The organism is Leptolyngbya cf. ectocarpi LEGE 11479, assembly GCF_015207065.1.
In the GTDB taxonomy this organism is placed as follows: domain Bacteria; phylum Cyanobacteriota; class Cyanobacteriia; order Phormidesmidales; family Phormidesmidaceae; genus Leptothoe; species Leptothoe ectocarpi.
The window spans coordinates 1-11,745 of record NZ_JADEXP010000200.1; the positions used below are offsets into that span (position 1 = coordinate 1).

An 11,745-nucleotide genomic window follows, 5' to 3' on the forward strand; every position below is an offset into this window, starting at 1 on the left:
GTCCGTTCGAGCAACTCAATGGCTTCCGATATCATGACGATTGGATGCGTAACTTGTTAATTGCCTCGTCTCTCAACGGGAGGAGACCGTTACCTCAATCTCCTCACACAAACTGAGGTGGAATCAGCATTAAACCTCGGCGGGTTCCCTATCGTACTAAGCGCTGGTACAAAGAACTGGCGGGTAATCGCAAACGGCGCACGGGTATCCAGGGACTGTTTGAAATTGATGAGATTGCCATGGTGGCCTGTCCAGACCTGATGCTAGTCTACCAGCGAGAGCTGATGGGACTGCCAGAAGTGCACGGCATCATGGAGACCATGCTACAAAGCTGTGAGACATCTGCGCCCGGTCCGGCCTATCGCATGGCCGTCCTGGACCCGCCGCCGGTTAAACCACGCAAAAGTGCAATGCCGGTCAAACCGGCCCAACAAACTCCCCAGGATGTAGAGTCCTGGTTGATGGATCACTTTGGTCGCAGAAGCCAGTTTGGCGCTCTGTACTATCCCTGGATTCAGGTACCCAATCCCAAGGATTCGGGAAAACCCATTGCGGTGCCTCCCTGTGGCCACATGATGGGTCTGTGGTGTCGTACGGATGAGTCTCGCGGTATCCACAAAGCACCAGCCAACGATGTACCTCGCGGCGTTGTTGGTCTAGCCTATGAGACTAATTTTCGCGAGCAAGAGCTGTTAAATCCAAAAGGTATTAACTGTATCCGTCGGTTTCGTAACCGGGGCACCCTGGTGTGGGGTGCCCGCACCCTAGCCCAGCTGGATGATACCGACTGGCGCTATGTAAGCGTACGGCGACTGATGAGCTATATCGCTAAATCTATCGAGGAAGGCACCCAGTGGGCCGTCTTTGAACCTAACGATGAAGACCTGTGGGCGAGGGTAACCCGCACCGTAAGAAACTTTTTGGAACGGATTTGGCGGCAGGGAGCGCTATTTGGTAGTACGCCGGAAGAAGCGTTTTATGTTAAGTGCGATCGCGAACTTAATACACCAGAAACGATGAAGCTGGGCATGTTGTTTATCGAGATTGGCGTCTGTCCAGTGAGACCTGCCGAATTTGTCATTTTCCGGATTCGTCAATGGGATCCATCCCAGGATGAAGCATAGGAATTTTAGGATTTTATTAGGATTTTATGTTGTTGCTAGCACAGGGAGACAAAAAATAACCTATGGCTGAATTATTAACCGCCTGTCGGTTTTATTTTGAAGCAGACGGTGTCGCAGAAAAGCTGGTACTTGAAGTGGCGGGACTCTCCGTAGAGTCGCCTGTGGCCGGGGACGGGGGCGTTCACGGTTCCGGCAAAAGCGGTGTGCGCATTCGTCAGGCCACACCTACGGTAGAAAAATTCTCCAACGTCACGGTTAAAATGGTGGCCACTACCGATGTAGATTTGTACGACTGGTACAAGAACTGCAACACCAACGATGGCGGCTCTTCCGCTTGGGATGGTAATCGTAAGGCTGCCTCGGTAAGCGCCTACGACCAGGCTGGTAATATGCAGGCCCGCTGGGAACTGGTCAATGCCTATCCCTGTAAATACGAAGGCCCGAGCTTTACCGCTGGCGATAGCAACATGGCCAATGAAACCCTGGAACTGGTGCACGAAGGGATTACCCGAGTGCAGTAGGTGTGGGAAGTAGGGAATGGGGAAATGGGGAAATGGGGAATGGGGAGCGGTAATACGATGACCAGGAGGCTAGCGTATGCCTAATGTTGACTTTCCATCGGAGCTATTACTGGCTAACCGCTTTTACTTTGAACTCTCGCTCAAGTTTAAAGGAGGAAATGAAACTGTTGATGCGGTTTTTCTAGAATGTCAAAAATTCCAGAAAGATCAAAAGATTATTGAGATTGTCGAAGTTGCGAAAGCTCAGTGGGCTAAGGCCAAACTGGGTCAGCTGGTCACTACCAAAATTCCAGGGCGCTCTACCGTTGAGAATCTTGTACTCAAACGGGGTCTGACAGATTCCGTGGCCCTGTGGCAGTGGTTTACCGACATCGAATCCGGCAAGTGGGACAGTGACCATGTCTCTGCTGGTTCGCTCAATATGTTTGACCAAGCGGGTACGGTTAAAGCCAAGTTTGATTTTACCGGGGCATGGCCCACCCGCTACAGCACCTCCGATGCGAATGCTCAAAGTAGCGAGATCGCCATTGAAGAACTAGAACTGGCTGTGGATGGGTTTACTCGCAGTCAATAGACATTTGTTAGTTATTTTCTCGGATTTTTAAGCAGCCCATGTTTCAAACGGAGTTTGATTTCTCACTACCCAAGGGTTACTACGATGGTGAAGGTAATCTCCATCGCAAGGGGAGAATGCGCCTGGCCAAGGCAGTGGATGAAATCACTCCGATGCGAGACCCCAGGGTAAAGGCCAATCCGGCCTATGCCACTGTTCTAGTTCTCTCACGGGTAATCACCCAGCTGGGAGCACTCTCAGACATTACCCCGCGCATTATCGAGGATTTGTATGCGGCTGATCTAAATTATCTCTATACGTTTTATCGTCATATCAACGACCTGCCGCCCTTGGCCCCCCTAAGCCAGCCTGCTACACCAGGGGCAGCAGCACCCGAACACCCCAAGGGAGAGACCGATGGCCAGACTGTCTGAGCTTGTCAATCAGGTACGACGGCGGACGAGTGAAGGTCAAAACTTTACTCGCAACCCGGCCCAGATGATCTGGCAGTGGGGTCGCAAGCGGGTCATGCTGCTCTACGGCAAAGCATCGCTGCCTGGCGGTCAGGATAGCGGTGATAAGCAGGCGGAGCAGCAACAGAATCAGTCCGCCCTTGAACAACCCGCCGCTGGCGAAACAATCGCCAGATTTGACGAACCGCATTCTGGCGCACAGAGCCGCGAAACACACTATTCTGACGTACACCATTCTGGCACAGTCTTTGATCTGTCCAACCCTAGAATTCAGACCGATGCCCTGCTAACAGCACCTATACTACAGCCTGGCGAACGGCTGCAGGGGGGCTGGTGGGGAGTCTATACCATCAAAGCCTGTGTTTATGCAAAGGACTGGATTCGCCGTTACGACGGTCTACAGGACAACGGTAGTGAGCCCGTCTGGATTTATGAATACTGCTTTGATCAAGAAAACTGGTCAGAGGATGACATTGACGAGCGCAAACGTCGATTTAAGCATTTGGTTGATTTGAATCTGCGGTTGGGAGAAGGGTCCGACTTTAGAATTGTCCGTCCTAAAGATGTGATCAAACCTGTTGGCAACCGAGTCTATCTGATTACTCGACCCGTTCCCCATAGTCTCACCTTAGACACCTTTCTAACACAGCAGTCTGTCCATTGGAACCGCCCCCAAATAGAACGCTTTCTAAACCAGGTATTACAGTCGCTGCAGTATCTGCAAACCTATTTGGTTAACTGGCCCGGCGATCGCTGGGAACAAAAATTGTCCCATGGAAATTTGTCTGGCGAATGTCTTTGGATACGTTTGCCAGAAGGCAGTACTGAACTCAACGAGTCTCCATTTTTTGTGTACCTGGGCCGCTTTCCCCTGTGGGAACATCTCTTTTGGCCGCAGCCAGTGGCCCAGCACAATGGAGAAATTGGTACTCTGGCCGATGATTTGCGGGCGCTAGCTCAGATTACCTTTGCCCTAATCTGCGGCTATCAAAGCGACGAGGATCCAGCTGACCTGGCGCTGTGGCCCAACGACGATAGCATTCGTGCGTTGTATCCCTACGTGCTGCAGCTGCTGGGTCATGGCAGTCAGTTTAAGTCGATTGACAGCGCTATTTCTGTCCTACAAACAATCCCGGACACCTATCAACCTGCGCCGGAACCGGAAGAGCCGACGGTGGCAGAAGAGCCTGTCGAAGAGTCTGGGCTGCCGTTATCTTTGTTGCTTTTGGGAGGATTCGCCCTGCTTGGCTTGATTGTTGGGCTAGCGACGGTGTTTAGACCTGCCCGTCAACAACGGCTAGCGGAGTGTACAGAGCGGTGCCGTCTGACGGAGATAGAGAGTGATGGGCTAGATGAACCCATCCGCTATGGCATCGAAGCAGGCAGTTCCTGGGGTAAAGCCTTCTTTAGCCGTTTGACCTCGCCGCTAAAAGTGCCTCAGCCCACTGCCCAGCTTGACATGACCGAGCTACAGCGGACATTGCAGGAGCGGGATCCTGAGCTGAAGTTAGAGAAATTTCGTAACGTTGCCATCCCTAAGAATTTGCTGCTGGAGTATCTTCGTACCGATGTTCTAGATGTCGCTTTGGTAGAGGATTCGGCCAATCTGTCCGGCGATCTGGAAAAACGAGTGGTTGGTTACGACGGCATTGCTATATTTGTGACCCACAGCAATGCCAAACGTCGGGATAGCATTCCTAAGCGGCTGCGGGGTCAGGTTAGCATGCAACAGCTGCAGGAGATTTTGCTAGATCCCAATGCTTCTCTAAGGGCGGCAAAAGGGGCCAGGGTTCAAATTTACTGGCCTGAGGATGAGGCTACTGCGGGGATGTTGCGAGATTTTTTGTTTGAGCACGATGCTGACAGACAGGCATTTGACCAGCGCAGACGAGAGGATATGCGGTTGACTCAGGCACCGGACCTGCTGCAGGACAGCCAGCAAGATAACTTGTATGAGCGCATGGTAAAAGACTTTGAAGACAATGCTAAATCAGACGATCAGGATGTCATCGGCATTGGGTTTGATCGGATCAGTCGGGTAATTGGCCAGTGTTCGGTGTATCCCCTAGCTCTGCTGGATAAGAACGGCACACAACACCATTTGTTTGTCGATGCCGATGGCAATCCTATCGATCAAACTACCGACCTGTGTGGCGATAAGGGTACCTACTGGGTCAATCATCGATTGTTTCAAGGTGATCAGCCCACCTATCCGTTGGCCTATGAAATGGCGGTGGTCTATCATCGTTCCGATGGCGTAGAGCCGTGCGATCGCTACGGTGAAAACTGCGATAAGGGGCTGCTGTTAGCCGATAAGCTGCTGACTATCGAAGGCCAGTATTTGCTGAGTGAAGTAGGGGTGATACCGGTAAAGCCGATTAAAACGATTCGGCAGATGGTGTGGAGTTCTGTAGCTCAGGGAGGTACCCCATGACCCCCCAACAGGTTGAAACTCTGGCCCAGCAGATTCTACGGGACCCGGTACTGATGGCTAAGCTGTGCGATCGCATCTACCGTCTACTCAAAACCGATAGGCGTCTGCAGCAAGAACGCACTGGGAGACCGCTATGACCGATCCCTTTACCTATGTTACGGCTAACCGATTCTATGTAGAAATCGACAGTGAGATTTCTGCCTCATTTAGCGAATGCTCCGGCATTGGGGTAACGCTAAAAACCCAGCCGATTGTCGAAGGCGGCGTCAATGGACAACAGCGATTTTTTCTAGACAATCCTGAATTCTCTAATGTCACACTCAAACGTGGCATTACCAATAGCGTAGACTTTTGGACCTGGATTAAAGCCGTCCTCACCAACCAATCAAAACAGCGTCGTAATGTTAGCATTTTGCTATTTAACCAGGCCGGGGACACCATGCAAGCCTGGACGCTGGTGGGGGCTATCCCCGTCGGCTGGAAAGCCGATGCGCTACAGGCCAACGCCGAGAGCGTCGCTCTAGAAGAACTGACCCTGGCCTACGAAGGCTTAAAGATTGAAAAAGAAGGCGGCAGCGACCCCACTAAAGACCAGGCGCGGGATGCAAAGACAGGTTACTTTATGGGGGATAACTAATGGCTGTTCCTCCCAAGTCTTTTTCAGAATCTTCCGTAGAGAGAGCTGGCTACCCGCCTTTGGGATGGCACCCTCAACATCACCAAACCCAATGGCAAATTTATCCCTTAGGCCATCTGACCAGCGGTATCCTCTCCGGGACTAGCCCTGAACCCAACGACGCTCCCTCGATTCAAGCACAGGCACTGCGTCAGGCCGCCCATATCGTGGGGCTACCGTCTGAGCTAGGGGATGGTTCCGGGTTTGCCAATTTTGTTTCTAATTCTGTTGCCGGTCCGGACTATCCTCCTCTTATCGACTTTGCAGCGGATATTAGAAAAAAGCCTGACCAGGTCCAGCTATCTAACGGCCCTGTAGCTGTCCCCACTGATAGCATCTCCGTCGACAGTCCCCCAGACAAACCACCCCAGTCCGAAGTTAAAGAAAAAGATATCTCAAACACCCGTGATGTTGGGGATATTTCCCCAGACAGCAGCACCATTACTCCACTACAGCGACAGCCCCTGGGGCATCGTCAGCCGCTCGGGTTTGGACGACCAGCCATCACAACAGACGAAAGCGCCACAGATGAGACCACAGTGGACACCAGTAGACCCGCTCAGCCGATCGCAACCGTTACCGCCGCTGATGTTGCTATTGCCGAGTCGCCTACCAGCCTGGAACCAAATGTTACAGAATCAGATATTACTGAACCAGGCCTGACAGAATCAGCGGAAACAGCCCCATCAGTCTCTATCCCAGAAAGATTAACTGCAAGCCCAGGCAAAGCAGAGATCTCTTCGGCAGAAGCATTAGATATTAGCCTAAGGTCAGCCAGTACAGTAGACAGAGATATTGATCACACTGCTGAGGAAACTGCGGGTTCATACACTCCCATCCAACCGGCTTCTCCGACACCGTCTGATAGCAATGTCGCTACTCATGAGGCCAATATCACCGTTGACCAGCCATCGGTCCCATCAACAGATGCCAACATCTCTCTAGAGAATAGACCCGAGCCATTGCCAGTACAGGCCACCACAGATAAAACTTTTGAGATTGACACCACAGAGGTCGTCGATCAAATCCAGCCGGTAGCGGCTGACCCGATACGTGAAACAGATGAGACAACGGGTGAACCAACACTCCCTACTGAAACCAGTGATAACGCGACTTTAGCTGGACCAGACCAGCTTAAGCCATCAGTCTCGCCAGAGCAGCCTAACTTACAAACACCTGCCCCAGCAGATATCTCCCAAGATACTCAACTGGATGAACTGCAGACTTCCTTAGAGTCTGCGCCCCAATCTTTCCCCAAGACATTTCCAGAATCTTTTCCTGAGCAACCTGAGATACCGCAGTCGGAACTTCCTTTCACACCGCCTGCTTTCGAAGAAACAGAAGAAACACCGAGCCAGACCGCAGCTGTTCAGCAGCCTGGCTTGGACCCTATCGGTCAGATTTCTGACCATGGGGCAGAGCCACAGCTACCGACGGTCAATACGTTGCCAGACAATTGGACTCAGCCTGGTTCAAACGAGGGTAGTCCAGACGGACCGTCTCAGGAAAATCCTTCTCTGATCAATCAAAGCAACCTGGCGGTACAGCCTAGCCTCCAGGATGGGAACTCAATAATATTGCAAGATGACTCTTTCAGTCTGAACCCCGCAGACAACCTCGAAGCTACAGCCGATCGGACTACACCAGTTACTCCACAGCCACCAACCACGTCTCCCTCGACGCCAGATGGGCTGATGCCGTCGGCTCAACAGATATCCACACAACAACCGTTAGTACAGCGGCAGATTGGACCAGAATCGTCTCAACCAGAGGTAGAGCCATCAGTACAACATAGCAACAACCACTTACCTACTATTGATCCAGAGGTGTTGGCCCAAAACAGATTTACAGCCAAACCATTACAGCAGGCGTCAGAACCAGTGCCTCCTATCCAGGCAAAGACACTGTCTGAAGCTGTGACCCAACCGCTAGGTATGCATGAGCTGCTGTTTGAAGAGTTGTACGATACAGATCTGTCTCAGCCTGATACTAAACCTGTAAATGCAAAACCAGCAGCGGTATCGGAAACACCTGCCATCCAGGCAAAACACTTTGAAGAGCCACCATCGCGCCTGCTGTCTCCCAGGCTGGCGGCACTCAGGTCAAACTATGGTTTGGAACAACCTGATGATGCTTTTTTCTCAGAATCAGGTCATTCACTAATTTCAACACCGTCAGCAGCGACAAAAAACTCGGAAGAAAGTATAGAGCAAGCTTTTCCGGCAGAGACAAATCAGACCATATCCTTATCGGTTGCTGATGCCCTGACTGAAACGGCAGAAAAGGGGACGGCAGCCCATGTCTCATCCGGTGAAGGTGAAGATCAAGCATTGTGGCAGCTGGCCCATCTGTTGTATAGCGAGTTACGCCGCGAGCCGGTGGTGCGATCGCACTCAACTAATTTTCAACGGGCCAGCCCCGGCCTAATACCTATGTACTCGGGAGAGAATCGACTGCCTTATCTGCCCCTGGCCCTGTGGCCACCGCCTCTACACCAGCTGGCTACCCAGATCAGGCTGCAGCTACAGGCAAAGCTACGTCAGGATTTTGAGCGAAGTTCTAGGTTAAATAAGTAAGTTTTTTAGTTTGTTTTAGTTTGCGATCGCACCATGGCCGAAACCACCCTAACCAAAGCCAAGCTTAAGCCCCTACAGGGAGAAAAGGCCAATGAAATCGTCTTTATGTTTAATCCCAAAGAGCTTTCCTTTTCCAATCAAGTACAAACAACCGACAATCCAGGGTCACGAGTTGCCAAGTCTGGCCGTCCCCATGTCAGCTTTAGCGATATTCCTCCCAAGCAACTGATTATCAAAGATATCTGGTTTGATACCTACGAAACCGGTAAAGACGTCCTAAAGGACTATCTCCAACCCTTTATCGAATCGGTTAACTTTGACGGAGAAAAGCAACGTCCTCCAATCTACCGCTTTACCTGGGGACCGCACGATTACCTAAAATCTTGCTTTATTGAACAGCTTAACTATCGCCTCACTAAATTTATGCCCGATGGCACTCCCGTGAGAGCCGTAATCGAAACCCTGGGACTAAAAGAAATTGAAAAACCGTCAGAGAGTAAATCAGCCACCAAATCCCAGCAAGACTCCGGCGACACTCGTGAGAGCCGCTCCAAGCCTTAGCCACCCTACTCCCCACTCGCCATTTACAACTCACTCACACAACCCAAAACCGCTGATTTACCAATCTCTGCTCCCCTATGCCAATCAGTAATCGCTCTCTGCCCAGTATTAAAATTGATAAAGAGGATGCGCCGGATGTCATCCTTGAAAATATTCTGCAGGTCATCATTGAAGAGAGTCTGCATCGTCCCAGTATGCTTACCCTGGTAGTCCGTAATGACTATCAGCCCGGTGACTCTAAGGAAGAACCGTGGGAGCGACAAAAGCCATTTCAGATTGGTAAGATCATCAAAGTTGGGTTTAGCGCCAGCGTTCCTAAAACAGAAGCCGACCAAAAAAAAACCGAAGAGATTCCCTACCTCTTTGAGGGGGAAATCACAGCGCTAGAAACCCAGTTTACCGAACAAACCCAGGCTCCCATTATTGTGCGCGCCTATGACCATTCCCACCGGCTTCATCGCGGCTATCATAACCGCTCATTTCAGAATATGACCGACAGCGACGTGGTGGAAAAAATTGCGGATGAAGTGGGCCTGGAGATCGATAAACTGGACGATAGCGGCGAACCCCACGATTACATATTTCAAGAAAATCAAACCAATATGGCTTTTTTACGCCAGCGGGCGGCTCGCATCGGGTTTGAGCTGTTTGCGCGAGATGGCAAGCTCAACTTTCGCGAACCAAAATCAGAAGAGCCGCTAGAACTCACCTGGCTAGACGACTTACGCAGCTTTGGCGTCCAGGTAACCAGCGCGGAGCAGGTAAAATCGGTGGAAGTACGCGGCTGGGACTACACTACCAAAGAACCTATTATCGCCACCGCCGATGAGGAAAAGCTGCTCACCGAAATCGAGAGTTCTGAAAAGTCTGGTACTAAGGCGAGTCAGGCCTTTGAAAAACCTCAAGAGCCAAAGCGAATTGTAGTGGACCAGCCGGTTTTTAAGCGTAAGGAAGCAGATGCGATCGCACAGGCCGTCTGTAATGAAATCGGCGGTCAGTTTGTTCAGGGTGACGCCATGGCCGAGGGCAACCCGGAAATTCGCCCCGGTCGGACCGTGAAGCTCAAAGAGCTAGGCCCCTATACAGGCGAATACTACATCACCGAAACTCGCCATACCTATATCAACCGCGTCTATGACACCGAATTTAGCGTACGGGGCCTGCGAGGTGGCGACCTCACCGAGCGACTAGCTGACCCATCGCCTCTAAAGCCGGGTCAAACCTTGCTAGTCGGCATTGTCACCGACAACGAAGATCCCGACGAGCTAGGCCGAGTAAAAGTTAAATTTCCCACACTGACCGAAGACCACAACAGCAACTGGGCACGGGTAGTCAGCATGGGCGCAGGCAACAGTCGCGGCTTTGACTGTCTACCTGAGATTGATGACGAAGTTCTCGTTGCCTTTGAACATGGAGATATTCATCGACCCTATGTGTTGGGAGGAGTGTGGAATGGAGAAGACGCGCCGCCGAATACGGTAAGTCAAAATGTGCAGGATGGTAAGGTACGGCTAAGAACAATTCAGACTCGTACGGGGCACAAAATTCAGTTTGTTGAAGAGGATCAAAGCGAAAAGGCTGGGGTATATGTAGAGACGAAGGGAGGACATAAATTGAGTCTAAATGATAGCAGCCAAATGATGGAACTGATGACCTCAGGCGGACATCGACTATGTCTGAACGACCAGGGAAAGAGTATTTCAATGAGTTCAACAGGCAATATCTCTATTCAAGCCGTCGGTCAAATAACGATTAACGGAAAAATGATTATGTTGAATTAATTCTGTTTAATACTTTTTCTGTTCTTATTCAAAATGAGGTGTTGATTGTGGGAAGACCAGCTGCTCGACTTGGTGATAAAGTTGTACATCCTCTACCTGGTGTATTAGGACCAGGACCAGGTAGCCTTAACGTGAAAATTGGAGGACTTCCAGCATGGCGCGGACTTCCCTTGGGGGCAAGCTTGCCCGAACCACCTCCAGAGCCAGAGCCAGAAGAAGACCAAACAGAAGAAGAGGCTGGTGCAGCACAGCAAGCAGCAGCAGAGGAAGCCATGTTAGCGGCTGGAGGGGGAGCAGATATTCATGCCTGTGCACAGCCCTCTAGCCCAGTGACAGTAGATGGTCCAGGGTTTGTAACCACAGGTAGCACAACAGTGATGATTAATGGGCTGCCAGCTTGTCGTCAAGGTGACACCATTACAGAAATTTTAGGTCCACCCAATGTAATTGATATGGGTTGTCCAACGGTAAAAATTGGAGGATAAGAAATGAACACCAAACAAGATATTTAATCCTGGTGATCCAACTGTCTTAATTGGAGGATAAGGAATGAGCGTCAAATGAAATACATAACCCATGATGCGTTAATAACAGCACCCTACAGCAATCACCCCATCATCCCATCCACCTTATCCGACTAATCTCGTTTCACATACCTCCCCCAATGCCTCCTAATGATAACTTCTCTCCTCCCCACGTTGGCGCGGGTCTCGCCTGTCCGATCCATACCAATGCCCAGGGCAGCTTTCAGCTTAGCCACGGTACCCGAAACCTAGAAGAAGCCATTACTATTATCCTTAGGACTAAGCTAGGTGAGCGAGTATACCGCCCCAATTTTGGCTCGCGGCTGTCGGAGCTGGCATTTGAGCCCATGAATACTGAGACACTGTCGCTGATTCGTCTATACGTGCAGGAAGCGATTGAAATCTGGGAACCGCGCATCGATTTACTCGATATTCTGACCGAACCCGACCCCGGTACAGGCCAGGTCAACATTACTATTTTGTACCAGCCCAAAGACAGCTATGACAGCCGCAGTATAGTCT

12 protein-coding genes are annotated in these 11,745 nt (G+C 50.9%); all 12 read left to right on the forward strand.

Translation table 11 applies throughout. The features are described 5' to 3' along the window. Positions 1–239: 239 nt before the first annotated feature. Entirely contained in the window at positions 240–1,124 is an 885-nt protein-coding gene (locus IQ260_RS19165; RefSeq protein WP_193994707.1) for a phage tail sheath family protein, read from the forward strand. A 62-nt stretch (positions 1,125–1,186) separates the two neighbouring features. Beyond that, on the forward strand, positions 1,187–1,645 hold the full coding sequence (locus IQ260_RS19170) for a phage tail protein (RefSeq protein ID WP_193994708.1): 459 nt from the start codon (positions 1,187–1,189) through the stop codon (positions 1,643–1,645). A 76-nt stretch (positions 1,646–1,721) separates the two neighbouring features. Further along, positions 1,722–2,219 (forward strand): phage tail protein, encoded by a 498-nt coding sequence (locus tag IQ260_RS19175; RefSeq protein ID WP_193994709.1) that lies wholly within the window; start codon positions 1,722–1,724, stop codon positions 2,217–2,219. Between the two features lie 38 nt (positions 2,220–2,257). After that, a complete protein-coding gene (locus tag IQ260_RS19180) occupies positions 2,258–2,632 on the forward strand; it encodes a hypothetical protein (RefSeq protein WP_228016263.1) in 375 nt (124 codons plus the stop codon). Beyond that, the gene (locus tag IQ260_RS19185; RefSeq protein ID WP_193994710.1) at positions 2,616–5,105 is read left to right on the forward strand and encodes a hypothetical protein; all 2,490 of its coding nucleotides are present in this window, start codon (positions 2,616–2,618) and stop codon (positions 5,103–5,105) included. Before IQ260_RS19180 ends, IQ260_RS19185 begins: the two co-directional genes overlap by 17 nt. Next, positions 5,102–5,242, forward strand: coding sequence for a hypothetical protein (locus tag IQ260_RS19190; protein ID WP_193994711.1), 141 nt, complete (start codon positions 5,102–5,104; stop codon positions 5,240–5,242). Before IQ260_RS19185 ends, IQ260_RS19190 begins: the two co-directional genes overlap by 4 nt. Next, complete coding sequence (locus IQ260_RS19195) at positions 5,239–5,742, forward strand: phage tail protein (protein ID WP_193994712.1); 504 nt, start codon at positions 5,239–5,241, stop codon at positions 5,740–5,742. The genes IQ260_RS19190 and IQ260_RS19195 overlap by 4 nt, the downstream gene beginning before the upstream one ends. Continuing rightward, on the forward strand, positions 5,742–8,357 hold the full coding sequence (locus tag IQ260_RS19200) for a hypothetical protein (RefSeq protein ID WP_193994713.1): 2,616 nt from the start codon (positions 5,742–5,744) through the stop codon (positions 8,355–8,357). Before IQ260_RS19195 ends, IQ260_RS19200 begins: the two co-directional genes overlap by 1 nt. 33 nt (positions 8,358–8,390) lie before the next feature. Next, positions 8,391–8,918: a CIS tube protein gene (locus IQ260_RS19205; RefSeq protein WP_193994714.1), complete on the forward strand. Its 528-nt coding sequence runs from the start codon at positions 8,391–8,393 to the stop codon at positions 8,916–8,918. 77 nt (positions 8,919–8,995) lie between these two features. Then, complete coding sequence (locus IQ260_RS19210) at positions 8,996–10,699, forward strand: VgrG-related protein (RefSeq protein ID WP_193994715.1); 1,704 nt, start codon at positions 8,996–8,998, stop codon at positions 10,697–10,699. Positions 10,700–10,881: 182 nt separating this feature from the next. Further along, positions 10,882–11,184, forward strand: coding sequence for a PAAR domain-containing protein (locus IQ260_RS19215; RefSeq protein WP_228016264.1), 303 nt, complete (start codon positions 10,882–10,884; stop codon positions 11,182–11,184). A 179-nt stretch (positions 11,185–11,363) separates the two neighbouring features. Continuing rightward, positions 11,364–11,745, forward strand: a 382-nt coding sequence (locus IQ260_RS19220; RefSeq protein ID WP_193994717.1) for a GPW/gp25 family protein, incomplete at its 3' end; no start/stop codon positions are given.

Excerpts from the sequence above, each read along its gene's own strand:
- IQ260_RS19170 (WP_193994708.1), top strand. The coding sequence starts at position 1,187 with ATGGCTGAATTATTAACCGCCTGTCGGTTTTATTTTGAAGCAGACGGT.
- IQ260_RS19200 (WP_193994713.1), top strand. The coding sequence starts at position 5,742 with ATGGCTGTTCCTCCCAAGTCTTTTTCAGAATCTTCCGTAGAGAGAGCT.
- IQ260_RS19195 (WP_193994712.1), top strand. The coding sequence starts at position 5,239 with ATGACCGATCCCTTTACCTATGTTACGGCTAACCGATTCTATGTAGAA.
- IQ260_RS19190 (WP_193994711.1), top strand. The coding sequence starts at position 5,102 with ATGACCCCCCAACAGGTTGAAACTCTGGCCCAGCAGATTCTACGGGAC.
- IQ260_RS19185 (WP_193994710.1), top strand. The coding sequence starts at position 2,616 with ATGGCCAGACTGTCTGAGCTTGTCAATCAGGTACGACGGCGGACGAGT.
- IQ260_RS19165 (WP_193994707.1), top strand. The coding sequence starts at position 240 with ATGGTGGCCTGTCCAGACCTGATGCTAGTCTACCAGCGAGAGCTGATG.
- IQ260_RS19180 (WP_228016263.1), top strand. The coding sequence starts at position 2,258 with ATGTTTCAAACGGAGTTTGATTTCTCACTACCCAAGGGTTACTACGAT.
- IQ260_RS19205 (WP_193994714.1), top strand. The coding sequence starts at position 8,391 with ATGGCCGAAACCACCCTAACCAAAGCCAAGCTTAAGCCCCTACAGGGA.
- IQ260_RS19210 (WP_193994715.1), top strand. The coding sequence starts at position 8,996 with ATGCCAATCAGTAATCGCTCTCTGCCCAGTATTAAAATTGATAAAGAG.
- IQ260_RS19175 (WP_193994709.1), top strand. The coding sequence starts at position 1,722 with ATGCCTAATGTTGACTTTCCATCGGAGCTATTACTGGCTAACCGCTTT.